Below are 25,857 nucleotides of genomic sequence, written 5' to 3' on the forward strand. Positions count from 1 at the left end.
ACCCCCCCGGATCATGAACAACAAGGGGGGGAATTCATGCCGGACCCGAAGGCCGGAGGCCCCATTGCGGAGCCACGTAGAAGGTAACGGGGGGGCTCTGCGCGTGAATTCGATGACATCAGGCCATGCGACGACCGACAGCCCGAAGCAGGCAGACGTTCCCCTCACGATAGACCGTCCGTCACGCCGTCGGCGACGGCGTGATATGCCGTACGAAGCAAGCGATGTGACGCGACGTCATTGCGTCGGACCACGCCAGTAGCACCTCGCTCGGCGACAGGTCCGGGACGTGCACGACGCTGATGCCGATGAGCGTCAGCTCCGGCAGTAGCCCCGGGACGAACCCGACAGCGCGCCCTAGCCGGATATGCGCGGTGTAGTGGTCCGCGTCCGGCACCACCGGCCTGGGCCTCCACGGGTACGCGGTGCGATCCACTTCGGCCGAGTACGCGGCCTGATTTTCGGTGTCCGACCAGAGCGGGAATACCTCGTCGGCCGGCTCGGCCCGCTGCATCACATAGCGGGAGGCGAGTCGGTGCGTCCAGGTGAGGAACGCGACGGTGGGACCGGACCACCTCGTTGTCGATACCGCGCCGGCCGAACGGTGACCGCACGACCGCTACGTCCGCGTCTCAGGCACGGACCTCGTCGAGCTGGGTTTCTCCGTCCACCACACAATAAATGGCTCGCGACAACGCCAGCTGTGTCATCCCCATTCGCGAGGCGGCTCCACGGAAGGTCCCCTCTCGGGCCACCGCCAACAGGTATCGGGAATTTCTCAATTCAATCTCCGCAGCTACCTCCCCCTATTCCAGAATCGCCTTCATGCCCGGCAGGCATGCCCCGATGCCGTCAGGGCCTTGGACACAGGTGACCACCGCAGTCCTTCCTTGAGGTTCAAGCGGAAGAAACGGAGCTGGAAAATGGCACGTAAGGCAGTCGTCACAGGGGGAACCGGGGCGTCGGTATCCACGTGGCCACGGGGCTGAGGCAGGAGGGCGTCGACGTCGTCGTTCTGGGCCGGGCCCCCGGCCGTGGTGCGGAGGCGGTCCGCCGGATCGGAGGGACCGCCCGTTTCGTCCAGGCGCATCTGTCTTCTCCGGACGAGGTCCGGGCGGCAGCGGCCCGGCTCGCCCGCACATCCTGGACCTCGCGGAGGAACTGCGCGGCAGTGGTGTGTCCGTGCTGGTCGTGGACCCCGTGGGGCCGGGGGCGGCATTGACACCCAACGACGCGGAGATGACCCCCGATATTCTTCCGCCCGACCTGCGCGGTCTCTGGGGTGGGATCCAGCCCAGCCTGATGCTGCCGCAGGACGCCGCTCGCTACGAGCGTCGCCGCGGCCACCGACCCGCTCTCCGACGGCCTGCCCGGTGTGGTCCTCGGTCCCGACGCGAAGCCATCCGACGACCTCACGAGATAGGTCACTCCGGAGATCTCGGCGTCGGCCCGGACGCTGACCCGCCGTGTGCTCGCCCGCTGAACCGCGCCACGTGCGCGGGACGACGCATCCGGCACCAGCGACACGGAACAGTTGCCCACAACACAGCGTAGTGACAGCGCCGACCCACCAGCAGGGGATGCCGGACCCGGCGCGCACTGCGGCGGTACGCGCCGAGCTCGGCGAATAAGGCGTGTTTCAGAAGTCGCGCCTGCCGAGCTCTGGGCGACGACGCGACTTCTACCGCTGAAAGGGGTTACCAAGTGAATGGTGAAGACGACATCGGACAGGGCGCACAGAATGCGAGCCTACCGACCCCACGGGTACAGAACGCCGACAACGAAGAGCCGGCCCTGCGGTCGATGGCCATGCTGCTGTCCTCGGCGGAGAACCTGGTGGTCGTCGCCGGGCTGAGCGGGCAGTTGGCCGCCCCGGTGGGGAAGCAACACGTTGATGCCCTACGCCGCGGACATCGCGGTAGAGGTCGGAGGGGTCCGCATCACCCGGGAAACTTCGTCCATGCCGACGCCACGGGCGCAGTGGTCATCCCTGCCGCCAGCCTGAACCGGGTCATCGAGAAAGCCGCCTCCATCGACGCCGAGGACGCCCGGTTCGCTCAAACGATTCGTGAGGAGACACTGCCTTCGTGAGAAGCCGATAAGGAGCGGAAGCGCTCAACTTGAGAACACGCGCCGGTTAAACAGGAGAAAGGACTACGCACATGACGATCGCCGTACTCGGAGCCACCGGGGGACAAGGAGGCGCTGTCCTGGCCGCCCTGCGGTCGGCGGGTCAGCCCGTCCGCGCAGTCGTACGTGATCCACGAACCGCTAGAGCCCAGGCCCTGGCGGCCTCCGGCATCGAACTCGCCCAAGCTGACCTCACCGATCCCGACGCTCTTGCCCGAGCCTTCGACGGAGCAAGCGCGGCCTTTGCGGTGACCACTCCATTCGGGGAAGGGATGGACGCGGAGAAACAGCAAGGCATCGCCATCGTGGATGCGGCAGGACGTGCCTCGCTGCCCTTCCTCGTGATGGCATCTGTGGCCAGCGCGGACCGAAATACCGGCATCCCCCACTTCGAGACGAAGGCCCATATCGAGAAAGCCCTTGCGGAGTCGGGCCTGCCGGCCACAGTCGTCGCCCCGACCTACTTCTACGAAAACGCCCTCGGTTCACGGGAGATCGCGCGGGGTGAGATGTCGATGGCGCTTCCCTCCGATGTACCCCTCCAACAGGTCTCCCGGGCAAACGTGGGCCAGGTCGTCGCAGCCGTCCTCGCCGAGCCCGCTCGCTGGCTCGGAGCCCGGCTCGAGGTGGCGGGCGACGCGCCCACCCCAGCAGAAATGGCGCGGTCCATCGGCCGGGCCTCCGGCAGGCACATCGCCTACCGCGAGATCCCGCTGGCGTCCGTGGAACTCGCCAGCCCGGACATGGCGGCGATGTTCGCCTACCTCACCGAGGTGGGGTACGCGGTCGATGCCGCCGCGACGCGTGCCGACTTCCCCGAGGTGCCATGGACCTCTTTCACCGATTGGGCGGCGGGGCAGAACTGGTCAATGCGCGGCTGAGAACGGAAAGGACGATCTCAGCAAGAAGCGCCTCCCCTCAGCAGTCAGAACACCGCCCGGAGAACCGGGCGGCCGCTCCGAACGCCTTCTGAAGGCCGTTCGCATCCCATTCCTCCCAGAGCATATGGAGGCTCCGTGACCATCGCTTTTCCCGCACCGTCGCCTTTCACCGAGACCACGGGGACGGCCCGGACCACTGCCCTCGACGTGCTCACCACAACCGGTCCGGTGCAGCGACACACGCTGTTCAACGGAGTTCCGGTGTGGCTGGTCACCGGTTACGCGGAGGCCAGGTCGCTGCTTACGCATCCGGCGGTGGTCAAGCACCGTGGGGTCGTACCTCATGCGAAAGCCACACCGCCCGATCTGCACGCCGCCATGTACACCAGCCTGCTGACCATGAACCCGCCCCATCACACGCGGCTGCGGAAGCTGGTGACGGCGGCGTTCACACTACGCCGCGTCGAAAGGCTCCGGCCCCGGGTGCAGGAGATCACTGACGATCTGCTCGACGCCCTGAGCGAAACGAGCCGGGACTCCACCCCGGTCGACCTTGTCGCCGATTTGGGTTATCCCCTGCCCATCACGGTGATCGCCGAACTGCTGGGCGTCCCCATCGCCGACCGTGATGCATTCCGCGGCTGGTCGTCGATCGTCATCAACGGCTCGGTGCACCCCGTTGACACCTACCTGCGCGCTGGTGCGGACATGGTGGCCTACGTGCGCGGCCTCATCGCCGAAAAACGCAGGACCCCCGCCGACGACCTGTTGTCGTCGCTCATCGCGGCGCGCGACGGCGAGGACCATCTGTCAGAGAACGAACTCAGCTCAATGGTCTTCCTGCTGCTCCTCGCGGGACACGAGACAACGGTCAACCTCATCAGTGGTGCGGCGTACTCCCTGCTGTGCCACCCGGAGCAGCTGCGGCTGGTGCGGGCCGAGCCTGACCGCTTCCACGCGGTCATCGAGGAGCAACTACGGCACGACGGCCCGAAGCAGACGCCCGTTCCCTCGGTCACCACCGCGCCGATCACCGTCGGCGGGGTGACCATCCCCACCGGGGCCATAGTCCTGGTGTCGTTGCTGGCCGCCAACCGGGATCCGGAGCGGTTCGCCGAGCCGGACCGGTTCGACATCACCAGACCTACTGCGCCGCACCTGGCGTTCGGCCACGGCATCCACCACTGCTTGGGCGCGCCACTGGCCAGACTTGAGGGTGCCATCGCCGTGGGCAGCCTGCTGCGGAGATTCCCCGGCCGGAGGCTGGCCGACCCGGACACCGAGCCGCAACGGCTCCCCAGCCTCCTGATGAACGGCGTTGCCGAGCTGCCGGTCATGCTCGGCTGAGTGCCCCCTTGGCGCAGCCATTTCAGTGGCGGGATCACCGTCAGGTCTATGAGGGCATCGTGTCCACGTTGCGTACCGGGCTGCCCTGGCGGGACCTGCCCGAGCGGTTCGGCCCCTGGCAGACCGTGCACGGACGGTTTGCCAGCTGGGCCGCCGACGGCACCTTCGACCACCTCCTGACCATGGCCAGGCCCCGGGCGGAGGTGGACTCACTGGCCGCCTACCAACGACGCAACGTCGTCGAACGCTGCTTCCACCGCCTCGAACAATGGCGCGGCATCGCCACCCGCCAGGACAAACATCCCTACCGCTACCTCGCCGCCATCACCCTCGCCAGCACCCTCATCCGGCTCGACACATGATCGACAAGACGCTGCCCAGGGGCTTGTCGTCGAACTGGCGCTTGCCACGCGGCGTCTGACGACAGGCCTCAGGCCGCTCGTCGCTGAACCGCAATGTCATGCCGGGGGCAGGGCTAGTTCCTCCAGGGCCCTGAGCAGAGCGGGCAGTGCGGGTCCACGCCGTACGGTCAGCACGTGGCCCGGCTCCTCGTCCAGGAGGACCAGCGCGATGTCGTCACTCCTGGCGACCATCGACCACCCGGGGCCGTCGACGCGCAGCGTCCGTACGTCCGCCGAGGTGAAGGAGGAGCGGATCCGCCCAAGAGGCGGCGGGGTCCTCGTGTAGGCGAGGGCCTCCGACAGGACCCTCCGTATGCCGGGGTGGCGTACGTCCGGTGAACCGCCGCCCGCAGCCGCGTCCGGGTCCGGGGCCGCCAGGGGTCCGCCGGGAACCTCATCGGCCGTCTCCACGGAGTCGGCTGTTCCTCCGGGGGCGTCGTCAGCGGCTCCCTCGCTCTCCTCCACTTGCTCTCGCCAGAGACTCCACTGCGCGGCCACCTCGTCCGCCCCGAGCCGTCGGTGCGCCGCACCCCAGGCGCCCGCGCGGGGAGGGGCCAGCGGCGCGGGGCCCTCGTCGCCGGTCTCGGGATCGTGGGGCTCGGGGACACCGGGCGCTGCGACCGTCAGGTCCAGCGGCCAGCCCGGCAGCGCGCTCACCACGGAGTCGCCGTCCGGGGAGAGGTCGTACCGCATCCCGCAGTCCCACGCGGCGACGGCGGCCGCCACCCGGGAGACGTCCTCCACGACCACGGTCCACCGGGCACCGGTGCTGTCCTGGCCGAGGACCAGGCCGTAGCCCTCTTCGTAGGGGGCGAGGGCAAGCGCCTCGCACGCGGCCACATAGTCGTCACCGAGCACGCTCGGGAAGCGTGCGGGCGTCAGCAGCATCGCGGTCAGCACCAGCAGTGCGTCATCGTCGCCCCCGCCCTCCGCAACCCCCACGGTGTCCTCCCCGTCCCTCACCGATCGGCCACCCTCCGTACGGTCCGGCCTCTCTCCGGCCCCCGGCGGTCTGTCGGCGCACCTTAACTACTCAGTAACCTTCTCGTCGAGGCCCGTACGGGCAGTGGCCCCCCACCCGTCCGGGTGCCCGAGGAGCCGAGGGGCGGAGCGAGTGGGCCGCGCCGCGTAGGGTCTGAAACCCATCGGCCGAGCGAGGGGGATCCATGTCGAAGCGGTACGACCGACTGAAAGAGATTCAGCGACTTGACCCGGAGCGGGACTTCCTGGAGATCTACCGCCTCACGGTCACCTACGAGTTCCCTTGGGACGTCGCACGGGCCCTCGAACTCGCCCTCTACCGAACCTACGCGGTGCCCAGCATCGGCCGACTGCTCGATGAGACGGCGGAGCTGACGGAGCGTTCGCAGAAGAGGTACGACGACACCGCCCTGCTGCTCGACACCGTCGTGGAGCACGGATTCGACACCGAGGAGGGCCGCACCGCGGTCCGCCGGATCAACCAAATGCACCGCGCGTACGCCATCAGCAACGACGACATGCGTTACGTCCTGTGCACCTTCGTGGTCACCCCGAAGCGCTGGCTCGACCGTTACGGCTGGCGTCGCCTCAGCGCCCACGAACTGCGGGCCTTCGCCGCCTACTACCGCACCCTGGGGACTCGGATGGGGATCAAGGACCTGCCGGAGACCTACGAGGACTTCGAGCGAACCCTCGACGCCTACGAGGACGCGCACTTCGGCTGGGACGAGGGCGCCCGGCGGGTGTCGGACGCCACCCTCGCACTCATGGGCTCCTGGTATCCGGCATCACTCGCTCCGCTGGCCCGGGGCGCCAGCCTGGCACTGCTGGACGATGCCCTGCTCAGGGCGTTCCGCTACCCGCGCCCCGGGCCGGTGGCCCGTGGTGTGACCCGGGGTGCGCTGCGCCTGCGCGCCCGGACCGTCCGGCTTCTGCCACCTCGACGTACGCCGCGTTATGCGCGCCAGAACCCGGAGATCAAGGGCTATCCGGACGGATACGCGATCGGCGCACTCGGAACGTTCCCCACACCTGGCGTCCGCGGCTGCCCGGTGCCCGGCCACCGGCCCTCACCGGCATCCGCGGACTGACCCCGGGGTCGCCCCGACGACCCGCGCCGGAGAAGGGGGGAGAGAGGGAGAGGAGCGGTGCAGATCGTCGGCCCTGCCGTGTCGCTGAGCCGCCGCACGGCATTCAGGTCCGCCGTGCTTCGCTGAGGTCCGCCGTACGTCGTTCAGCTCCGGCGTACGGCCAGGGCGAGAAAGCGGTCGTCCTCGTCGGTGTACGAGTCCAGCCGCCAGCCGGAACCTGCCAGCAGGCGTCGCAGCCGGGGTTCGGCCCGCAGGTCGTCGTCGGTGAGGGAGCGCCCCTGCCGCGCCGCGAGTGCGGCCCGGCCGATCGGGTGGAACAGAGCCAGCACACCGCCGGGGCGCACCACCCGCGCCAGCTCCGCGAGATCGGCTTCAGGCCGGGACAGGTGCGAGATCAGCCCGGCCCCGAACACCGCGTCCAGCACCCCGTCACGCAGCGGCAACCGGGCGACATCGGCGCGGAGCAGTGTCCCGCTCTCCGCCCGGCCGGCCCGCACCGCCGCCTCCAGCATGGCCGGGGTGAGGTCCGCGCCCAGCACCGCGCCCCCGGGACCGACCGCCTCCCGCAGGGCGGCGAGTGCGCGCCCCGTTCCGCAGCCCGCGTCGAGCACGGCGTCACCGGGCCGTAGCCCGAGCAGACCGACCGCCGTCGCGAAGGCCGGTCCGTCGTCGGGGAACTTGCTGTCCCACCCGGCCGCACGTGAGGTGAAGAAGTCCAGAACATGGGCGGTGCGCTCATCGGTCATGGGGACATGATCGCGCGGCGGGAGGGAGTGGCCGACAGCTGCCACCCTCCTTGCTCTCCCCGATGACTCCTCGCCCAACCGGTCCTCGCCCAACCGGTCCTCGCGGATAGCCGGGAGGACACGCGTCCGCCCGGTGCCTGCGACGCGTGCCGGAGCCCGGGACGGGTCAGACGTTGACGCCGTAGTCGGAGGCGATGCCCGCCAGCCCTGACGCGTAGCCCTGGCCGACCGCCCGGAACTTCCACTCCGCGCCGTGCCGGTACAGCTCGCCGAAGACCATGGCGGTCTCCGTCGAGGCGTCCTCGCTGAGGTCGTAGCGGGCCAGCTCGACGCCGTTGGCACGGTTCACCACACGGATGAACGCGTTGCGCACCTGCCCGAAGCTCTGGCCCCGGCTCTGGGCGTCATGGATCGAGACGGGAAAGACGATCTTCGCGACCTCGGCGGGGACCGATGCCAGGTCGACCTCGACCGACTCGTCGTCCCCCTCGCCCTCACCCGTGAGGTTGTCCCCGGTGTGACGGACGGAGCCGTCCGGGCTGTTCAGGTTGTTGTAGAAGACGAAGTGGGCGTCGGAGAGGACCTTGCCCGCCTCGGAGCACAGCAGGGCACTGGCGTCCAGGTCGTGATCGGCTCCGGTCGTGGTCCGCACGTCCCAGCCGAGCCCGACCGTAACGGCGGTCAGACCGGGGGCCTCCTTCGACAGTGAGACGTTGCCGCCCTTGGCCAGGGTCACACCCATGAACTTCCTCCTGTGCTCGGTGCTCTTCCGCTGTATCGCATCTAGCCGCTATGTGTGAGAACGCCCGGACAGGCCGTCGAGGTTCCCGGATTGCGCAAGCCATGAAATGACCGTCAGCGAGGACTCTCGTCCTTCATGGCCCTGGCCTCGCTCTTGAGGATGCGCATCGACTTCCCCAGGGCGCGTGCGGTGTCCGGCAGCTTCTTCGAGCCGAAGAGGACGACCACCACGACCGCGAGGATCAACAGGTGCCAGGGCTCCAGGCCATTGCGCAACATTCCGGTCCGCCCTCCGCTTCGTCGAGGCGACAACACTTGCCGCTTTGCGCAACTGTACAACTGTGATGCGGGGCCGGTACGAGTGCCCCTCAGACCGCGGCGGAGGCGGCGGGCGCGGGGTCGGTTTCCTCGGCGAGGTGGCGTCGCTCATAGCGCCTGCGGGCGGCCGTCAGTGCCACCGCGTACAGCGCCAGGACCGAGCCGAGCAGCAGGTAGTAGAGCGGCGGCAGCGCGCTCATGCCCAGCAGGGGGCCCAGCGCGGTGAGCGGGAGCAGCACCCCGACCGCCGCGAGTCCGGCCGCGGCGGCCCGCAGCGGCCCTCCCGCCCGCCGCTCCGCGGCACTGCGGCCGGTCCGCAGCAGAATCATCACCATGGCCTGGGTGAGCAGGTTCTCGGTGAACCATCCCGCGTGGAACGCCGCCTCCCCGCTGTCCCCGGACGCCTGGTGCAGAGCGAGCGCGAGCACTCCGAAGGTGGCGAGGTCGGCGGCCGCGTTGAGCAGGCCGAACCCCGTGATGAAGCGGAGGAAGTCGCGCGGTCGCAGTGCCGTCGGGCGACGCAGGACCGCCGCGGCGGGCCGGTCGAAGGCGAAGGCGAGCTGGGCCGCGTCGAAGCACAGGTTCTGCACCAGCACCTGCGCCGGGAGCATCGGCAGGAAGGGAAGCATCAGCCCGGCCGTCAGCATGGCGATGACGTTGCCGAGGTTGGAGGAGAGGGTGATCCGCAGATACGTGGCGATGTTCCCGCTGCTGTGCCGCCCCGCCAGCACCGCGCGGTCGATCGCGGTGAGATCCTTCTCCGCCAGGACGACGTCGGCGGCCTCCCGGGCCACGTCGACGGCGTTGCGGGGGCAGATGCCGACGTCGGCGGCGTGCAGGGCCGGGAGGTCGTTGACGCCGTCCCCGAGGAACCCGGTCGTCCGGCCGCCCGCGCGCAGGGCGGAGACGATCCGCGCCTTGTGTTCGGGGGTGCAGCGGGCGAACACCGTGGCCCGGTCCGCCACCCGGGCCAGCTCGGCGTCCGACAGGGTGTCCACGACCTCGGCCGTGACCACGTCGGCACCCTGCGCCGAGTCGGCCCGGCGCAGTCCGATGTCCGCGCAGACCCGGGCGGCCGTGCCCGGATGGTCACCGGTCAGCACCTTGACGGACACCCCGCGCCGCGCCAGGACCGCGAGTGCGTCGGCGGCGCTCGGCGCCGGGACGTCCCGCAGCGCGACCAGCCCGACGAACGTCAGCCCGCGTTCGTCCGCGGGGGAGTACCCACCCGGCCGGGACGCCCGGTCGCCGCGCGCAACGGCCAGCAGACGCAGCCCGGACTCGGCCTTCCGGTTCGCCAGGCCGAGCAGCCGGTCCCGCTCGTCCTCGTCCATGGCGCACCGCTGGAGGACGGCCTCGACGGCGCCCTTGGTGACCAGGGTGTGCACCCCGAGCTTTCCCGGCCGCCGGACCACGGCGGTCGCGACGCGGCGTACCGGATCGAAGGGCAGCACCGCCACCCCCTCGTAGTCCTCCGGCGCCAGGTCCCCGGTGGTGGTGGGGCGGTCCCGCTCATGGACTTCTCCGGCGGCGTCCAGGATCGCCTCGTCGAGGGCGTCCGGCGCGGGCAGTTCGGCCAGCTGAAGGGTCCACAGGGCGCCGACCGCGGCCCAGCGCAGTACGTCGGGGTCGGGCCGGTCCGCCCCGTCCGTGGCGCCTTCGACGACGGGCCGGTCCTCGGTCAGCGTGCCGGTCTTGTCCAGGCACAGGACGTCGACGGCCCCCAGATCGTGCAGTGCGGGAAGCCGCTTGACGATCACGCCGCTGGTACGCGCCAGCCGGGCCGCGCCCCGCGCCAGTGTGGTGGTGACGATGACGGGCAGCATCTCCGGGGTGAGCCCCACGGCGACCGCCACCGCGAACGGCAGCGTCTCCAGTCCGCGCCCGCGCAGCGCCGCGTTGGCCATCAGCACCAGCGGCGGGGTGAGGAGCATGAACCGGATCAAGGTCCAGGAGATCCCCTGCACCGAGCGGTCGAAGGCGCTGGCGCCCCGCTGCCGGGCGCGGCCGTCGTGGGCCGCGGCGAATCGTGTCTCCCCACCGGTGGCCACGATCACCGCCGTCCCGCTGCCGGACGTGACGCTGCTGCCCTGGAAGCACGACTGCGGCTGCGCGAATGGTCCCTCGTCGGACAGCGCCGGGTCCGGCGCGTCGACCGCCCGCTTGGCCACCGGTGCCGACTCCCCGGTGAGAGCCGATTGGTGCACGGTGAGCCCGTCGGCGCGCAGCAGCCGCACATCGGCGGGTACGAGATCACCCGGCCCCAGCCGGATGACGTCCCCCGGAACCAGATCGGCCACCGGCACCTCCCGCTCCCGGGGAGGGGAGTCGGGGCAGGCACGGCGCACCACGGTCGCCGTCGTGGCGACCAGTTCCCGCAGCGCGGCGGTGGACCGGTCCGCGCGGTGCTCCTCGATCGAACGCAGCAGACAGCTGACGCCGACGAGCGCCAGCGTGACGCAGGCGGTGCCCCAGGCCGAGACGAGAGCGGACACCAGACCCAGGCAGAGCAGCACGGCGGTGAAGGGATCCCGGGCGCTGCGGACGAGACGCCGGGTCCAGGGGACGGGCCGCCAGGCGGGCAGCACGTTTTCACCGAACCGGCCGAGCCGGTCCTCGGCTTCCTTCTCCAGGAGTCCGCGCGGACCGCTGTCCAGGGACCGGAGTATCTGCAAGGAGGTCGGACCGGCGTCGGGGGCCGGAGCCAGGTGACGCCCGCCTTCCGTCCCCGCCCCCGTCCTGACACCCGGGAACGGCGTGACGGAGGCCGGTCTGCCAGGGGCGGGATGTCCGGATCCCGCGGCTGCGCTGCCCTCAGGCACCGGACTCACGCAGGCGGACGGGTTCCTGTGCGGAGTGCCCGGCGCGTTCGGCTAGCTGGCCGACCATCAGCCGGACGACCGTCACCACATCCGGATCGTCCACCAGATAGACCTGCCGCCGCCCCTCGCGGCGTGAGCGCACGAGTCCGGCGAGCTTCAGTTTCGTCAGGTGCTGACTGATCGAGGGCAGCGTGCCCCCCACCCGTTCGGCCAGCCCCGTCACATCGCTCTCCCCCTGGGCCAGCGCCCACACGATGTGCAGCCTCGCCGGTGTCGCCAGGAGACCGAACGCCGCCGAGGCCTCCGCCAGCACCTCCGCGGGCGGATCCTGCAAACCGCCGTCGGAAACTGTCGACACGCTTGTCTCTCCCGTCACCGGCGGCCGAAAAAGCCAGTGTAGAGGCCCTGCCGAACGCTTCCGGAACCTATGAAGAGCATCGATCCCGTCCGAAGAGAGCGGAAAAAGCGCCCGACGGAACGAGAGAGGCCCGTTTTGCGGCTGTATCGGTCAAGAACGATCAACCCGCTCGGGCGGGGAGGTCCCTTGCCAAGCTGTCGCAGCCGTAGCGATTTCCGCAGGACTCGTGAGATGAGGTGGCGCATGCCCTCCGAGCACGTCGACAGCGCGGAGAGCGCCCGACCGGACCGCGGTGCCCACCGCGGCGGCCGTTTCACTCGCCGCAGTTTCCGGGACGGGGGCAGCGGCAGCTGGTCCGGGAGCGGCCAGGACATCGCCCTGACCCTGAAGATCGTGGTGGCAGGCGGCTTCGGGGCGGGCAAGACCACCCTGGTCGGAACAGTCAGTGAGATCCGGCCCCTGCGCACGGAGGAACCGCTGAGCGCGAGCGGGCGCGGCGAGGATGACACCCACGGGGTGGAGCGGAAGAGCGCCACGACCGTGGCGCTGGATTTCGGCCGCATCACCATCCACGCGGGCCTGTCCCTCCACCTCTTCGGCACGCCGGGGCAGGACCGCTTCCGGTTTCTCTGGGACGAACTGTGCGATGGCGCTCTCGCCGCGATCGTGCTCGCGGACACCCGCCGACTGGTGGACTGCTTCGCGGCCGTCGACTACTTCGAGCACCGGCGCATACCGTTCATCGTCGCCGTCAACTGTTTCCCGGGCGCCCCCGCGCACACGGAACACGACGTCGCGCACGCTCTGGACCTGGCCGGAGGCACGCCTGTCGTGCTCTGCGACGCCCGCGACCGGGACTCCGGCAAAGATGTCCTGATTCGTACGGTCGAGTACGCCGGACGTGTCCACACCGCCCGCCTGCTCGACTCCGTGGGGTGAGAGCCGGGCTCCGGCCCACTCCGCTCAGTCGGCCAGACCGGCCATCGCGACCACCTTGTCGACGCTCACCCGCACGACCAGTTCGCCGGGCACGCCGTTGCGCCGACCGAACTCCTCGGCGGCCTCGGCCCCCATGTAGCGCCGCGCGATGAGCGTTGCCCACCGCAGCAGTTCCGCGGGATCCTCGCTCAGCTCGGCACGCCCCTGGACCACGGCGAACGCGTACGGAGCCCGGTCGTCGTCGACGCACAGGGCGACTCGCCCGTCGCGTGCCAGATTGCGGCCCTTCACGCTCTCCTTGCCGGTGTTGAAGACGACCGTGTCGCCGTCGAGCAGGAACCAGACGGGCGCGATGTGCGGACTGCCATCCGCCCGCGCCGTCGAAACCTTCGCCGTACGGGTGCCCTGCGAAAGGAACGCCCGCCATTCCTCTTCGGTCATGTGGTGTGCCATGCGCCCATCCTGGGCCCGACGCGCTCATGGCGCGAAGCGGCACCCCGGGCGACAGGGGGCGCTTGCCCCGACGGGAGCGTTGCGCGAGGCTTACGCGCGTAGCGGGGGAACGGGGAACCGAAGGTACGGGGAGGACGAGCTGTGGCGCTTGACCGAGGACTTGACTGGCTCCTTGACGATCTGACCGGCCGGGTGCGGCACATACGGCACGCCCTGGTGCTGTCCAACGACGGACTGGTCACCGGTGCCAGTACCGGCCTCGCCCGCGAGGACGCGGAGCACCTGGCAGCCGTCTCCTCCGGACTGCACAGCCTGGCGCGCGGGTCGGGCCGGCATTTCCGTGCGGGCCGGGCCCGCCAGACGATGGTCGAATTCGACGAGGCCCTGCTCTTCGTGACGGCCGCCGGGGACGGCAGCTGCCTGAGCGTCCTGACCGCGGCCGAGGCCGACGTCGGGCAGGTCGCCTACGAGATGACCCTGCTCGTCAACCGCGTCGGCGAGCACCTCGGGGTCTCCGCCCGCCAGAGCGGACCGGAAGACATCGGCCCTCTCTGACCCGCCCCCGCTGACCTGCGCTTTCTTCGCCGTCAGCACGTTATCCACAGGGCTGACGCGAACTGGCTCCCTCGGGCTACCGTAATCACGGAGAGTAGTCGATCCGTACGGGGAGAGAGCTATGACGATGCAGGAAGCCGCCCGCACCGGTGAGCGGGACGGACGTTCGCCCGGGGCGGACGCCGAGCCGACCTTCGGCACGGAGGAGACCGCACCACGCGACGCCTCGGCGACCGTCGCCGCCGGACGCGCCGCCCAGGAGCTCGGACTCCGGCGCGCCGAGTTCGAACTGGCCGTTCACCTGGGACTGATCGCCGTGCACCCGGGACCCGCGGGCGGGCGGCCCCGGGTGCGGGAGAGGGAGATCGCCCGGCTGCGCTCACGGCCGGGCTTCCCCGACGAACTGGCCGAACGAGTCAGGACGGTCGGCACCGCGGAGGGTGCCGCTCTGCTCGGGATCGCCCCGGCCCGGTTCACCCGGCTGGCGCGCGCCGGCTGCGTGTGTCCGGTCACGTTCTACCTGAACCGGTACCGGGCGGTGGTCTGGCTCTATCTCGCGGACGAACTGGCCTCGTTCGCCGTCCGGGAGCCACAGCTTCTCGCGGGGCGGACGCCGCTGGGGATGCGCACGGCGCTGGAGTCGGGCACCGACTGGCGAGCACGCAACTGGCGCTCCCAGCGCATCGACCGGCTGCTGAGCCGCACGGAGGATCCGTGGGCGCGCGCGGCGGTCCAGGCGATCACCCTGGACGCCGTGCACCTGGCGGAAGTGGTGGACGACCCCTACGAACGCGCCTATCTCGCACGGACCAGGCCGGAGCCGGTCTTCGGCCGACCGGCGTCGACGTCCGCGAGGGAGACCATGGGTGAACTAATGCGGGCGGACGACCCCGACGAGATCCTGTGGCGCCGGGTCAACCTGACCCTGGAGCTCGACCGGGCCCGCGAGGACCGGCCCGCACCGCGCCCCGGGGACGTACAACAGCCTCGGACCGCACCGCCGGAGGCGTCGGCCCGCGAGTCGGCGCGGGCGCCGGAGAGGGCAAGGAGCCGGGGCTCCGCACCGGCGCGGCCGGCGGTACGGGCACCGGCTCAGGCGGCCGCGCCGACGGCGCCCCTCGCGGTGGCGCGGACCGGGACTCGGCGGGCGGCGACCCGGCGGCCGCCGGGCAGGGGACTGCTGGCCAGGCTGGGCTGGCGCGCGAGGGGTGCCGGATAAGCCTTCGCGGGCTTCCCCTCGATCGGTCATGCTGTGCGGATGTTGATCAGGGAAGCAACACGAGCGGACTGGCCCGCGATCTGGCCGTTCTTCCATTCGGTCGTCGCCGCGGGCGAGACCCTCACCTACCCGCTCGACCTCGGACACGAGGATGCCCAGGGGTGGTGGTTCGTCCCGGCGCCGAGCCGCGTCGTCGTCGCCGTCGACGAGTCCGGGACGGTCATGGGCACCGCGAAGATGAACCGCAACCACATGGGCAACGGGTCGCACATCGCCGGTGCCACCTACCTCGTCGACCCCGCACACTCCGGCCGGGGCGTGGGCCGGGCCCTGTGTGAACACTCGGTGGCCTGGGCGCGCGCCGAGGGATTCCGGGCGATGCAGTTCAACGCCGTGGTCGAGACGAACATCCACGCCGTCAGGCTGTACCGGTCGATCGGATTCGACGTGATCGGCACGCTCCCGGAAGGCTTCCGCCATCCGACCGAGGGCTATGTGGGACTGCACATCATGCACAAAGCCCTGTGACCGCGGGCCGGGGTCACCGGTCGGCAGGTCACCCCCGAGGCCCCTCCGGGGCGACACTGCCGACGTCCGGCAGAGTCCGCCCCGCCGGACCGGCGTCATCCGGGCCGCTGGCGGTGACCGGCGGCACGACCGTTCCGGCCCAGGACATGGCAGTCCATCCGGCGTCCGGCGACCCCTCGACGACGACCACGCCCGTGTTGTCCAGGCGGTGTTCGGCGGCGAACTCCACCGTCACGTTCCTGGCGCGGGCGGCGGTCCACACCCGGATCGCGGCACCGTGGCTGACGAGCGCCACGGACCGGGATCCGTCCGCCCCGGCCACTGCCTCGGCCACCACGGCGTCGAACCGGGACAGCGCCTCCAGCCCGTCCTCACCCCCGGGCATCCTGCGCGCGGTGTCCCCCGCGGCCCAGGCGAAAACGGTCGTCAGATACTCCCGGGCCGCAGGCTCGTCGGCCCGCATCTCCAGATCACCGGCTGAAATCTCCCGGATACCGTCCCGTACCAGCACGTCGAGTCCGCGCTCCTCGGCCAGGGGTGCGGCGGTGAGTTGTGTACGCGTCAAGGTGGAGGCGTACAGCGCGCCGATGTCCTCACCGGCCAGCGCCTGCGGCAGCGCGGCGGCCTGACGCAGCCCCAGATCGGTGAGACCGGGACCCGGTCGAGCCGTGTCGAGGAAGTGGCCGAGGTTGGAGGGTGTCTGGCCGTGGCGGATCAGCAGCAAACGCATAGAACGGGTCAGGCTCCAGGTCAGGGCGTGTGTGCGGGGCAGCGGGATTGCGAAAGCCACTCTCTCATTCGGCCACGGCTGACGGACAGCACCTGTCCGCCTTGTCGGAAGTGGCACGCTTATGAACCGAGTTGGTCCGGCCGAAGAAGTACGGGGGCTGAGTGCGACCTTCGGGGTCGGGGGCAGTACTGTGCGCTCCACCGCCACTCGGGCGGAGATTCATCTGGAGGAAGAATCCATGACCATACCCAGGAGATCGCGGCGTGGCGCGGGAGCTCTCGTGGCCGCTGCGGTCATCGGTCTGACCGGAGGCGTCATCTCCGCCGGTCCGGCCGCGGCTCACACCCCCACCTGGGCCGTTACCTGCTCCGAGGTGAGCGTCCACCTCACCAACTACACGAGCGGCGCCGCCAACACGGTGACCGTCTCGGTGGACGGCAAGGACCTGCTCCCCACCGAGACGTTCGGCCGTGAGTTCCAGCGGAAGCTGACGCTCCCCGAGCACAGCAAGCCGCTCTCCGTCCGGCTGGTCGTCAAGGACGGCAACGGCGTCGACAAGTTCTCGATCGACGAGACGAAGACGGCCGAGGTGTGCGAGGGGACCCCCACGCCGAGCGAGCCCGCCCCCAGCGAGCCCGCCCCTAGCGAGCCCGCCCCTAGCGAGCCCGCCCCTAGCGAGCCCGCCCCCAGCGAGCCGGCGCCGTCGGAGCCCCCGGCGACCGAGCCGCCCGCGCCCAGTGACACGCCGAGCTCCGAGCCCTCGGAGTCCGCGCCCGCCGTCCCCGCTCCGAGCCCCAGCTCGCCGGACCTGGCCGAGACCGGCTCGTCGTCGGCGACCCCGGTCATCGGCGGAGCCGCCCTCGCGGTCCTGGTGGCCGGCGGCGGCATCCTCTGGGCCGTCCGCAAGCGGCGCACCGCCCAGAGCTGACGCTCCCTCGCCCGAGAGGTGTGCCGCAGCGCTTCCGTGCTGCGGCACACCCCTCAGGGTCGGACCGGCGGCCTGGTGGCGGCCGGGGGAGGGGGACCGATCTCGCACCAGACGGCCTTGCCCTCCCCACGCGGCTCGATGCCCCAGCGAGTGGCGACCGCGTCGAGCAGGAGCAACCCCCGGCCCGAGGTGGACGTCTCGCCCGGTGCACGCCGGCGGGGCCAGGCGCTGGAACGGTCCTGCACCGACAACCGGATACGCCGTACCGGCTCGGGCAGCACCTCCAACGTCAGGACCGCCCCGCCCTCGGTGTGCAGCAGCACGTTCACCAGCAACTCGCCCGTGACCAGCTCCGCGTCGTCGGCGAACTCCGCCAGGTCCCAGTCGACGAGGGCCTGCCGCACGATGGAACGGGCGTCCGACAGCCCCTCCGGGTCCGCCTGATGGATGTACTGGTGGAGCCGCGGCGCGCGGGTCGACCCCACATCGGGGCTCCGGCGCAGCACCAGCAGGGCCACATCGTCCCCAGAGCCCCACCGCTCCCACAGCCGCTCCGACAGATGGTCGGCCAGCGCCTCCGCCCCCGCGGGACCGGCACTCACCTCGTTGCGCAGCGCGTCCACCCCGACGTCGAGGTCGGCGCCCGGCTCCTCGACCAGCCCGTCCGTGTACAGCACGAAGGTCTCTCCGGGCACCAGATCGAGACGCGTCTCCGGGTACTCCTCGTCCCGGAGGTCCGTCGAGATGCCCAGCGGAAGGCCGCCGCGCACCTGCGGGCTGCCGACCCGCCCGTCCGTGTGCCGGATCAGCGGGCCGAGGTGCCCCGCCCGGACCACCCGCACCGCGCCGGAGGCCAGGTCGACCTGGGCGTAGGTGCAGGTGGCGAAGCGTTCGGTGTCGAGTTCGGCGAGAAAGCGTGAGGCCCGTGCCAGGACCGTCGCCGGGGGGTGTCCCTCGGCGGCATAGGCCCGCAGCGCGATGCGCAACTGGCCCATGATCGCCGCAGCATGGGTGTCGTGCCCCTGGACATCGCCGACCACCAGCCCGTAGCGGTTCTTTGGGAGAGTGATCACGTCGTACCAGTCGCCGCCGACCTGGCGGCCGCTCCACGCGGCGTGATAGCGGACCGCGATCTCGCCGCCCTCGATGTCCTGGATCCGCGGGGGAAGCATCGCCGACTGGAGTTGGGTGGCGAACTCCCGCTCCTCGTCGAAGAGCATCGCCCGCTGCAACGACTGGGCCACGATGGCGGCGAGCCCCAGGCACAGGATGCGCTCGTCCGCGTTGAAGACCGTGCGCTCCCGGTAGAAGAGGGCCATCCCGCCCAGCGACCGGGCCTGTGCGACCAGCGGAAGATAAGCGGCCGCCCGGAACCGGAGCCTTCCCAGATGCGGTTCCAGCTCCGGATAGCGGCGGGCCAGCGCGGCGAGCGACGTGATGAACCGCGGACGGCCGCTGCGGATCGTGTCCGCCAAGGGCAGATCGCGACGCAGATCGCCGGAGCCGAGCCCGTCCAGTACCTCCAACGACTCGCCGCTCAGGGCGACGACGTTCAGCGCGTAGTTCTCGACCAGTCCGAGCGCGAGCCCGTCCGCGCCGAGCCGGGCGAGACCGCCGGGCCCGGTGAGCGCCGCCGTCACATCGTCCACGGTCACCGCACGTGACATCGCACTCGTTGTGCGTTCAACGATATTGGTCTGCCGCTGCCGCCGCTTTTCCAGATCGAGGACGAAGGCCGAATGGGTGACTTCCGCGGTCGCATCCCGGACGACACCCACGATCCGATGGGCCTTTCCGTCCTCCGAACGCAGGATCCGGGCCTGTACATGGGTCCACTGCGTGGTCCCGTCGTCCAGCGGGACGCGGAAATGGACGCTGTAGGAACTGCTGCCACCGGTGATGGCCTCGCCGATGGTCACGTCGAGCCGGGCCCGTTCCGCCGGTTCCAAGTGCCCCAGCAGCGCGCCCGGACGCCCGTCGTACGTCGCCGGATCCACGCCGAACACCATCAACCCCGCCTCGTCGATGTCCAGGGTCCGCGTGTCCATATCCCAGACGAAGCTGCCGGTCCGGTTCATGGCGAGGCGCTCCGTCGGCCGGATCTCACCGTTGGTCTTCCGGTCGATCCCGCGGAGCGGAGAGGCTTCGGCGTCCTGCCGCCGTTCGTCGTCGGTCATTCCTGCTCCGGAGGTCGTCCGGCGGGGCCGTACGTCGGCACGCCCCGTTGACCCCAATTGTCGAGCCGCTTCCACCGGAGTGCCACAGAAGTCTCGCCCCGCGTCTCCGCACGACGTACCCCAGGTCCCCGGCTCCGGCCCAGGGGCCGCAGAATGGCGGTGACCACGAGCGAGCGGAGCGCGCATGAACGACGAACGGCCCGTCCTGCTGGAGATGCGCGGTCACTCCCTGCACATCACACTCAACCGTCCCCGAGCCCTCAACGCTCTCAGCCACACCATGGTGAACCTGCTCCACGAGGCCCTCGCCCGCGCCGAGCAGGACGACACGGTCGTCTCGGTGGTGCTGGGCGGCGCGGGCGACCGGGGCCTCTGCGCGGGCGGCGACATCCGCGCCCTCCACGACGACGCCCGGGCCGCGGGCCGCGCATCCCTGGAATTCTGGCGCGACGAATACCGTCTCAACGCCCGCATCGCCCGGTTCCCCAAGCCCTACGTCGCACTGATGGACGGCATCGTGATGGGCGGCGGAGTCGGCCTGTCGGCCCACGCCGGAACCCGTGTCGTCACCGAACGCTCACGTATCGCCATGCCCGAGACCGGCATCGGCTTCGTCCCCGATGTCGGAGGCACCCGTCTGCTCGCCGCCGCACCCGGTCAACTCGGCACCCATCTCGCCCTCACCGGCCGGTCTGTCGGAGCGGCCGACGCCCTCCTGTGCGGCCTGGCCGACCACTACCTCCCGGCACGGCACCTGACGACTCTGACCGATGCTCTCTCCGCGACGGGCACCGCTGCCGAGATCGCCCACGCTGTCGGTCAGTTCGCAACGGAACCGCCCGCCGGAGAACTCGGCGCGCAACGCTCCTGGATCGATTCCTGCTACGCCGAGGACACCGTCGAGGAGATCGTCCGGCGCCTTGAGGAGTCCGCCGTCCCGGAGGCGGCGGACACGGCGGCCGAACTCCTGACCAAGTCGCCCCTCGCCCTCAAGGTCACTCTCGCCGCTGTCCGCCGGGCGGCCCGCCTCGACAGCTTGGAGGCCGTCCTCGACCAGGAGTTCCGCGTCTCCAGCCGGGCGTTCGAGCAGCCCGACTTCGTCGAGGGCGTCCGGGCACGCATCATCGACAAGGACGGCAACCCGCAGTGGAAGCCCGCGACCCTGGCCGAGGTCGACGACGAGCAGGTTGCCCGCTTCTTCGCACCACTCAGCCCTGGCGAAAAGGAACTGGGCCTGGCTCCCGGGAACACCGAACACACGCCGTAGCGCACCCGACCCCAGCCCTGCCCGTCATACCGCGGGTCCGCCACCGCCGCTCGCCGACGGGCTCACCCCACGTCGCGCCGCTCGGTCCGGGCGCGCCTATCGGTCGCTGCCGGACAGGCTCGGCTGCAAAGAGCTCACCAGAGCGAACAGCTTGTCCTCATTGCCCGTGAGCCCCGCACTGCGCAGCGCCTGATCGGCCTCCCTCATCGGTGAAGTGAGCAACGGCAGAAAGACCGGTGCCGCGTCCGGATCCGCGAGCACGGCCCGGGTGGCCTCCAGCAGCCGGACGTACGCCTGCGCCGCGGCGAGCTCGTCCTTGTCCATCTCAGCATCCCCTCGTCGGAACTGTCGGACCGTCAAGCATCTCTCATGGGTCTGACAACGCCCCCTCAAGCACCGCCGCGCCCGTCGCCCGCCCCGGCACCCGGCGGCTCCACTTCCAGATAACGCCGTCTACGCGGCCCCCGGTACAGCAGCACTGTCCAGCCGAGCCGTCGCAGTGAGGCCGCGCACCCTGCGAGCGCCTCGTCCTCCTCGTGAGCGGCGCCGCTTCCCGGAGGCCCGACCCACTCGACCCGAACCGACCCGGCCGACTCACCCGCCAGCACCCGGTACCCGGTCGACACACGGCGCCCCGACACGTCCACCGCCGACGGAGCGGCCCCGGAACACTCCAGAGCCAAGGCAACCGCACGAACCGGCTGGTTCCGTTCCCATACCGCCGGCGCAGCCTCGGGATCGGCTGCCCCGACACCGGTGAGGCGACGGATCTGCAACAGCCCCTCGAACGCGGTACGCACCGATGCGGCCCGCTTCTCCACGGGTTCGGCCGACAGTGTGCCGTCACCGGTCGCGGGCTCGAATCTGCTGCTGCCCTCGGCATCCATGCGTCTCTCCCGCCCCGTGACCAGTACGCGCCCAGTCTGCACCGGGAGCCTCCCGCATTCCGCGCGCTGTTAGAGTTCCCCGGTCTACGACCAGAGCAGTGCGAGCAGCCCGAAGCGCTGCGTCACCGCAGCAGCCCCCCTTCAAGGACTCGTTCCCGTGCCCGACCCCCAGCACCTCTCGCGCGATCATGCTTCGGGACGTCCCGAAGCGTCAGGCCCCGGGGCAGAGCGTGAGGCACAAGAGCCACATCAGGTGCACGAACCACAACGGGAGACGCGGACAGCTCTGCGAGCGGACTGCGCGAACTGTTTCGCCCTGTGCTGTGTAGCCCTGACACTGACGTCCTCGTCGGACTTCGCCATCGACAAGGACGCCGGACGACCCTGCCCCAACCTCCAAGACGACTTCCGTTGCGGCATCCACACCCGGCTGCGGTCCGAGGGCTTCTCCGGCTGCACCGTGTACGACTGCTTCGGCGCGGGCCAGAAAGTTTCCCAGGAGACCTACGGGGGCCGCGACTGGCGTTCGTCCCCCGACATCGCCGCGCAGATGTTCCAGGTGTTCCCGGTGATGCGCCAGCTCCACGAACTCCTCTGGTATCTCACCGAGGCGCTCACCCTCCCCTCCGCGCGACCGTTGCACGGTGAGATCCGCCGGGCCCTGGAGGTGACAAAACGGCACACCGAGCGGCCCGCCGTCGACCTCGCGGAGCTCGACCTCGCCACCCACCGGGACCGCGTCGCCGGTCTACTCCTGCGCACCAGCGAGCTGGTCCGGGCCACCACATCGCGCCGCAAGAAGCGCAACCATCGAGGCGCAGATCTCATCGGGGCCCGGTTGCCCGGCGCGGACCTGTGCGGAGCGGATCTTCGCGGGGCCTACCTGATCGCCGCTGACCTCTCCGGCGCGGACCTGCGTCTGGCGGACCTGCTTGGGGCAGACTTCCGTGACGCCGATCTGTCCGGCGCCGACCTCACCGGGAGCCTGTTCCTCACCCAGTCTCAGATCACCGCGGCCCGCGGCAGTGCGAAGACAGCCCTCCCCGCCTCCCTGACCCGCCCGGCACACTGGGCGGATCAGCCCGACCAGACCGACCAGGTGGACCGGGCCGCGGCCGGGCAGCACACCTAGGATGTGCCGCCCTCCTCCAAAGCCGCCTTGAGGCGCTTGAGCGTCGTGCGGATGTTGCCGCGCTGGAACTGGGCAAAGGTTTTCCCGCCTGTAGCGACGCGATCGAAGCCGTGGGCGAGGAAATCCGGCCACGAGCGCCGGTCGTCGGTCCAGGTTTCGGTGACCCTGGTGCCTCCGTCCACCGCCTCGAAGCGGTACTCCCACGTGGCGATCGACCCCGGCAGCCGTGGCCGTCGCAGGCCGATCGCGTCGACCCGGAACGCGAAGCGCTCGCCGGGGTCCGCCGCCGTGACCGTGCACCGGGTCGTCCAGCGTGCCGCGCCGCGCTTGTTACGGCCCTCGAAGACCATGCCCACGTACGCACCCCGCCGCTCACCCCGCACCGTCGCCCCACGGTTTTCCGGGCTCCAGCGGCCCATCGCTGTGGGATCGCTGAGCTGTTCGTAGGCCTCGGCGGGGGCGACATCGATGATGATGCTGTCCGCTACGGACATCGTGCGAGACATGGCGAGGCTCCTTGCCCACGGCCGTCGTCGGACCACTTCGGGAGCTGGACGGGCCGTGGAGCCGACCTCCCGGGCCACACCTTACTGTCAAGTAGCTCCGGCGGGGCGGCGGGGCGAGCTCCCGTCAACGCGCCCGCCGACCTGGCCGGTTCGCGACGCGCAAGCGTACGTCTGCCGGAAGGCCGGGTATTCCACCGGAGACCCGGGCATCCGCGATGACTCGGGCCACGCCCCGCAGCACCTCCGTCGGCCGGGCCTCCGGTTCGACGGTGACGATCACTGCCGCGCGTATCGGCCGACCCACCAGGCGGACCCGGGCGCGGGCCACCGTGTCGATCGCGACCACCTGCGTCGTCAGCGCCCGCTCCCACGCCCGTCTGCGCAACCTCACCCCGGTGGACCCGATCTCCACCCACCGGGGTGTGCCGACGGCCAGCTGGCGAGTGAACCACCACACCAGCAGGGCCAGCGCAAGGGCGAGAGTCCCGACCGAGGCGGGACTCCACCAGCCGTTGTCCCGGAGCCGAGCCAGCAGGTGGCGGTCCAGCAGGACGCGGTCGACGGCGGGCATCGGCCACCAGCCCGGCAGAACGTCACGAGCTGAGTTCCCAACAGAACCGCCGCCAACGGCCAGCCACGCACCACCGAGGAGGAGCACCAGCCCCGCCGAACCGAGCAGCGTCCGGTTGACCATGCCGCGTGTCAGCACTCGCATCACACTCCTCCCTCGCCCGTTCCCTCCTGGACGACCACGTCACCTCACCCGACGGGATCCCCGCGCTGCCTGACGGATCCGCACCCGCACCGCTGGGGTCCGCACCATGCCCAAATCCGGCAGGCCCGCACGCACGACCCGTTCCGCCTCCGCGCGTGCCTGCTCCGGCACACCGAAACCCACGGTGACCAGCACCCGAAAGCGTCCCCGCCGCACCCGCACCCGAGCTCGCACGATTCCGGGCACGGCACTCAGCCGGTCCCGCACGACCCGGGCGGCGGCCGCCCGGTCGAGTGCGAAGCGGACCTGGGATGTCGGAGACGCCATAGGGAGGCGCCCCCGCAGCCCCGGCAGCAGCGCGCACCCCAGGAGCCAGACACCGGCCGAGGCCGCGAGCACCCCGCCCGCCCGCACCGCCGTGTCTGCCGGGCCGTGGGCCGCCGCCCAGCCCACCAGCGTCGTGCGCCAGGCGGCGGGCGCACCGCCCAGCCGGACCGCGATGATGTCCACGAGGAACAGCGCGCAGGCAGCCGCCGCTAAGGCTGCCGTCACCGCAGCAGGAACCCGGCGCTGGGCTCGGATCCGGTCACCCCCGCCGCCGTTCCGAGCGGCGCCTTTCGCGCCATCCGCTGAGGGCTCCGACGATCTCGGGAGCTCAGGTGTCTCATCCGGCGATGGCTGGTCACCGTCCTCCAACCCGCTGGCAGCAGGCGCAGCCCGTACCGAGAAGGAGTCCACCCAAACCTCGGCGCGCGGCACGGACAGGCCCGTCAGATGAACCGTTCGGGCCCGAGCATGCTCCTGGGCTCGCTGTACGACCTGTTCCACTCGCACCGGATACGGCAAGCGCACGCCCATCGAGATCCGAACCGAGGTCCCACGCACCGTTGCTGAACCGCGCACTGCCGCACCCCCGACGGGGAGCGCTTCGGACGCGGCCCGCTCGGCGATCCGCTGGACGGCGCGCGGTCCCACAGTCGTCGCACCGCGTCCGGCCGGAACCACAGTGCCCGTGCGACGCCCAGCGGCCCGCTCCGTGCCGGAGTCACTTTCGCCGGCCGAAGCCGTCACGGCCGCCTCCCCATCAACGCGTCCAAGAACTCCCGCAGACCGATGCCCCGGTCCACCAGATGCCCTATGAGCCAACCCAACGAACCCAGCGCCGCAACCAAGAGGAACGCCCCGAACCCGCCGAACCACCCGGCGAAGCCGAGTGCCATTCCCGACGCCGCCCCGTACCCGGCCCGCCCAGGGACACCTCCGCCCGGGCCGGATGTGTCCACGTTCCGTGTCACCCCGTTATGCCACGCGGGTCTCGGACGGAGCGGTCTCCTCGTCGTCCTCGGGCAGATGGACGTCGTTGACCGTCACATTGACCTCAACCACTTCGAGTCCGGTGGTGCGCTCCACTGCGGCGATGACGTTCTCGCGTACATCGCGTGCGACGTCGGTGATCGCGACTCCGTATTCGACGACGAGGTCCAGGTCGATGGCCGTCTGGCGCTCGCCGACCTCGACCTTGACGCCGCGTCCTACATTGGGGCGGCCTCCGGGCACCCGGTCCCGCACTGCCCCAAGCGTGCGGGAGAGTCCGCCGCCCATGTCGTGGACGCCCGGGATCTCCCGAGCTGCCATCCCCGCGATCTTCACCACGACGGTGTCGGCGATCGAGGTCCTGCCCCTGGTCGCCGCAGGCTCGGCCGCTCCGGTGGCCCCGCTGCCGACCGTGGTCGTGCCGCCGGTCTCAGCGACCTGCTTCTGCGCGCCGGTGCGCGGACCCGTGCCCGCGGGGGCAATGGTGGCCGGGGTCTGGCTGGTGGTCATGGAAACTCCTCGCTTCTCGCTCGGCTCGTTCTGCCTGACATTCGTTGGACACACCGACCGCCGATTCGTCACGCGAGTTGATGAGATTTTTTCTTCCGAAGATTTTTCGACGGCTGCGTGACGTTCCGTCCTTCGCCGGGTCCAACTGTGTGTCCGGCTACGAGAAGCGGTCACGAGAACG

Annotated in this window: 30 protein-coding genes; 12 read left to right on the forward strand and 18 right to left on the reverse strand. The window is 70.7% G+C overall.

The features are described 5' to 3' along the window. Positions 1–181: 181 nt before the first annotated feature. Positions 182–517, reverse strand: coding sequence for a hypothetical protein (locus ACIRRU_RS15315; protein ID WP_403680252.1), 336 nt, complete (start codon positions 515–517; stop codon positions 182–184). A gap of 115 nt (positions 518–632) precedes the next feature. After that, positions 633–782, reverse strand: coding sequence for a LysR family transcriptional regulator (locus ACIRRU_RS15320; RefSeq protein WP_403680255.1), 150 nt, complete (start codon positions 780–782; stop codon positions 633–635). 922 nt (positions 783–1,704) lie between these two features. Here ACIRRU_RS15320 and ACIRRU_RS15325 point away from each other — a divergent pair. From ACIRRU_RS15325 to ACIRRU_RS15340, 4 genes are all read left to right on the forward strand, one after another. Next, the gene (locus ACIRRU_RS15325; protein ID WP_403680257.1) at positions 1,705–2,091 is read left to right on the forward strand and encodes a hypothetical protein; all 387 of its coding nucleotides are present in this window, start codon (positions 1,705–1,707) and stop codon (positions 2,089–2,091) included. Positions 2,092–2,162: 71 nt separating this feature from the next. Next, positions 2,163–3,011, forward strand: coding sequence for an NmrA/HSCARG family protein (locus tag ACIRRU_RS15330; RefSeq protein WP_403680259.1), 849 nt, complete (start codon positions 2,163–2,165; stop codon positions 3,009–3,011). 135 nt (positions 3,012–3,146) lie between these two features. Beyond that, positions 3,147–4,358 (forward strand): cytochrome P450, encoded by a 1,212-nt coding sequence (locus tag ACIRRU_RS15335; protein ID WP_403680262.1) that lies wholly within the window; start codon positions 3,147–3,149, stop codon positions 4,356–4,358. Positions 4,359–4,366: 8 nt separating this feature from the next. After that, a complete protein-coding gene (locus ACIRRU_RS15340) occupies positions 4,367–4,720 on the forward strand; it encodes a transposase (protein ID WP_403680265.1) in 354 nt (117 codons plus the stop codon). Positions 4,721–4,816: 96 nt separating this feature from the next. On the opposite strand, the gene ACIRRU_RS15345 is transcribed toward ACIRRU_RS15340, so the two are convergent. Next, positions 4,817–5,722 carry a hypothetical protein gene (locus ACIRRU_RS15345; RefSeq protein WP_403680267.1) on the reverse strand — a complete coding sequence of 302 codons (906 nt, stop codon included), beginning with the start codon at positions 5,720–5,722 and terminating at the stop codon, positions 4,817–4,819. Positions 5,723–5,925: 203 nt separating this feature from the next. Between ACIRRU_RS15345 and ACIRRU_RS15350 the strand changes: the two genes are divergently transcribed. After that, entirely contained in the window at positions 5,926–6,831 is a 906-nt protein-coding gene (locus tag ACIRRU_RS15350; RefSeq protein WP_403680270.1) for an oxygenase MpaB family protein, read from the forward strand. Positions 6,832–6,974: 143 nt separating this feature from the next. Here the strand turns inward: ACIRRU_RS15350 and ACIRRU_RS15355 are convergent, their stop codons facing one another. The 5 genes from ACIRRU_RS15355 to ACIRRU_RS15375 form a co-directional block, all read right to left on the reverse strand. Then, positions 6,975–7,577, reverse strand: a complete 603-nt coding sequence (locus ACIRRU_RS15355; RefSeq protein WP_403680272.1) for a class I SAM-dependent methyltransferase — start codon at positions 7,575–7,577, stop codon at positions 6,975–6,977. 166 nt (positions 7,578–7,743) lie between these two features. Next, the gene (locus ACIRRU_RS15360; protein ID WP_363204037.1) at positions 7,744–8,319 is read right to left on the reverse strand and encodes a TerD family protein; all 576 of its coding nucleotides are present in this window, start codon (positions 8,317–8,319) and stop codon (positions 7,744–7,746) included. A 113-nt stretch (positions 8,320–8,432) separates the two neighbouring features. Next, positions 8,433–8,597 (reverse strand): Sec-independent protein translocase subunit TatA, encoded by a 165-nt coding sequence (gene tatA, locus ACIRRU_RS15365; protein ID WP_403680276.1) that lies wholly within the window; start codon positions 8,595–8,597, stop codon positions 8,433–8,435. An 89-nt stretch (positions 8,598–8,686) separates the two neighbouring features. Continuing rightward, the gene (gene mgtA / locus ACIRRU_RS15370; RefSeq protein WP_403680278.1) at positions 8,687–11,467 is read right to left on the reverse strand and encodes a magnesium-translocating P-type ATPase; all 2,781 of its coding nucleotides are present in this window, start codon (positions 11,465–11,467) and stop codon (positions 8,687–8,689) included. Beyond that, positions 11,451–11,816 carry an ArsR/SmtB family transcription factor gene (locus ACIRRU_RS15375; RefSeq protein ID WP_403680281.1) on the reverse strand — a complete coding sequence of 122 codons (366 nt, stop codon included), beginning with the start codon at positions 11,814–11,816 and terminating at the stop codon, positions 11,451–11,453. The genes mgtA and ACIRRU_RS15375 overlap by 17 nt, the downstream gene beginning before the upstream one ends. 243 nt (positions 11,817–12,059) lie before the next feature. On the opposite strand from ACIRRU_RS15375, the gene ACIRRU_RS15380 reads away from it, so the two are divergent. Further along, positions 12,060–12,755, forward strand: a complete 696-nt coding sequence (locus ACIRRU_RS15380; protein ID WP_403680283.1) for a GTP-binding protein — start codon at positions 12,060–12,062, stop codon at positions 12,753–12,755. Positions 12,756–12,779: 24 nt separating this feature from the next. Here the strand turns inward: ACIRRU_RS15380 and ACIRRU_RS15385 are convergent, their stop codons facing one another. Then, positions 12,780–13,208 (reverse strand): PPOX class F420-dependent oxidoreductase, encoded by a 429-nt coding sequence (locus ACIRRU_RS15385; RefSeq protein ID WP_403680286.1) that lies wholly within the window; start codon positions 13,206–13,208, stop codon positions 12,780–12,782. 141 nt (positions 13,209–13,349) lie between these two features. On the opposite strand from ACIRRU_RS15385, the gene ACIRRU_RS15390 reads away from it, so the two are divergent. From ACIRRU_RS15390 to ACIRRU_RS15400, 3 genes are all read left to right on the forward strand, one after another. Then, positions 13,350–13,763 carry a roadblock/LC7 domain-containing protein gene (locus ACIRRU_RS15390; RefSeq protein WP_403680288.1) on the forward strand — a complete coding sequence of 138 codons (414 nt, stop codon included), beginning with the start codon at positions 13,350–13,352 and terminating at the stop codon, positions 13,761–13,763. Between the two features lie 121 nt (positions 13,764–13,884). After that, complete coding sequence (locus ACIRRU_RS15395; RefSeq protein ID WP_403680290.1) at positions 13,885–14,982, forward strand: DUF6397 family protein; 1,098 nt, start codon at positions 13,885–13,887, stop codon at positions 14,980–14,982. A gap of 39 nt (positions 14,983–15,021) precedes the next feature. Further along, positions 15,022–15,510 (forward strand): GNAT family N-acetyltransferase, encoded by a 489-nt coding sequence (locus ACIRRU_RS15400; protein WP_403680293.1) that lies wholly within the window; start codon positions 15,022–15,024, stop codon positions 15,508–15,510. Between the two features lie 28 nt (positions 15,511–15,538). Here the strand turns inward: ACIRRU_RS15400 and ACIRRU_RS15405 are convergent, their stop codons facing one another. Next, positions 15,539–16,240 (reverse strand): histidine phosphatase family protein, encoded by a 702-nt coding sequence (locus ACIRRU_RS15405; RefSeq protein ID WP_403680296.1) that lies wholly within the window; start codon positions 16,238–16,240, stop codon positions 15,539–15,541. 238 nt (positions 16,241–16,478) lie between these two features. Between ACIRRU_RS15405 and ACIRRU_RS15410 the strand changes: the two genes are divergently transcribed. Continuing rightward, the gene (locus ACIRRU_RS15410; protein WP_403680299.1) at positions 16,479–17,168 is read left to right on the forward strand and encodes an LAETG motif-containing sortase-dependent surface protein; all 690 of its coding nucleotides are present in this window, start codon (positions 16,479–16,481) and stop codon (positions 17,166–17,168) included. A 53-nt stretch (positions 17,169–17,221) separates the two neighbouring features. Here the strand turns inward: ACIRRU_RS15410 and ACIRRU_RS15415 are convergent, their stop codons facing one another. Then, a complete protein-coding gene (locus ACIRRU_RS15415; RefSeq protein WP_403680302.1) occupies positions 17,222–19,345 on the reverse strand; it encodes a SpoIIE family protein phosphatase in 2,124 nt (707 codons plus the stop codon). Between the two features lie 184 nt (positions 19,346–19,529). Between ACIRRU_RS15415 and ACIRRU_RS15420 the strand changes: the two genes are divergently transcribed. After that, the gene (locus ACIRRU_RS15420) at positions 19,530–20,612 is read left to right on the forward strand and encodes an enoyl-CoA hydratase/isomerase family protein (RefSeq protein WP_403680304.1); all 1,083 of its coding nucleotides are present in this window, start codon (positions 19,530–19,532) and stop codon (positions 20,610–20,612) included. 96 nt (positions 20,613–20,708) lie between these two features. Here the strand turns inward: ACIRRU_RS15420 and ACIRRU_RS15425 are convergent, their stop codons facing one another. Further along, on the reverse strand, positions 20,709–20,936 hold the full coding sequence (locus ACIRRU_RS15425) for a hypothetical protein (RefSeq protein ID WP_403680307.1): 228 nt from the start codon (positions 20,934–20,936) through the stop codon (positions 20,709–20,711). A 65-nt stretch (positions 20,937–21,001) separates the two neighbouring features. Then, positions 21,002–21,499: a hypothetical protein gene (locus ACIRRU_RS15430; protein WP_403680309.1), complete on the reverse strand. Its 498-nt coding sequence runs from the start codon at positions 21,497–21,499 to the stop codon at positions 21,002–21,004. Between the two features lie 253 nt (positions 21,500–21,752). Here ACIRRU_RS15430 and ACIRRU_RS15435 point away from each other — a divergent pair, with 253 nt between their 5' ends. After that, positions 21,753–22,631: a pentapeptide repeat-containing protein gene (locus ACIRRU_RS15435; RefSeq protein WP_403680312.1), complete on the forward strand. Its 879-nt coding sequence runs from the start codon at positions 21,753–21,755 to the stop codon at positions 22,629–22,631. Here ACIRRU_RS15435 and ACIRRU_RS15440 read toward each other — a convergent pair. The 5 genes from ACIRRU_RS15440 to ACIRRU_RS15460 form a co-directional block, all read right to left on the reverse strand. Beyond that, the gene (locus ACIRRU_RS15440; RefSeq protein ID WP_403680315.1) at positions 22,628–23,137 is read right to left on the reverse strand and encodes an SRPBCC family protein; all 510 of its coding nucleotides are present in this window, start codon (positions 23,135–23,137) and stop codon (positions 22,628–22,630) included. The genes ACIRRU_RS15435 and ACIRRU_RS15440 overlap by 4 nt on opposite strands. Positions 23,138–23,261: 124 nt before the next feature. Beyond that, a complete protein-coding gene (locus ACIRRU_RS15445; RefSeq protein ID WP_403680317.1) occupies positions 23,262–23,852 on the reverse strand; it encodes a hypothetical protein in 591 nt (196 codons plus the stop codon). A 39-nt stretch (positions 23,853–23,891) separates the two neighbouring features. Continuing rightward, positions 23,892–24,362 carry a DUF6286 domain-containing protein gene (locus ACIRRU_RS15450; protein ID WP_403680320.1) on the reverse strand — a complete coding sequence of 157 codons (471 nt, stop codon included), beginning with the start codon at positions 24,360–24,362 and terminating at the stop codon, positions 23,892–23,894. A gap of 557 nt (positions 24,363–24,919) precedes the next feature. Beyond that, positions 24,920–25,147 (reverse strand): hypothetical protein, encoded by a 228-nt coding sequence (locus tag ACIRRU_RS15455; protein ID WP_403680323.1) that lies wholly within the window; start codon positions 25,145–25,147, stop codon positions 24,920–24,922. 4 nt (positions 25,148–25,151) lie between these two features. Further along, positions 25,152–25,676, reverse strand: coding sequence for an Asp23/Gls24 family envelope stress response protein (locus ACIRRU_RS15460; RefSeq protein WP_403680326.1), 525 nt, complete (start codon positions 25,674–25,676; stop codon positions 25,152–25,154). Positions 25,677–25,857 lie beyond the last annotated feature (181 nt).

The organism is Streptomyces sp. NPDC101181, assembly GCF_044767975.1.
Classification (GTDB): Bacteria; Actinomycetota; Actinomycetes; order Streptomycetales; family Streptomycetaceae; genus Streptomyces.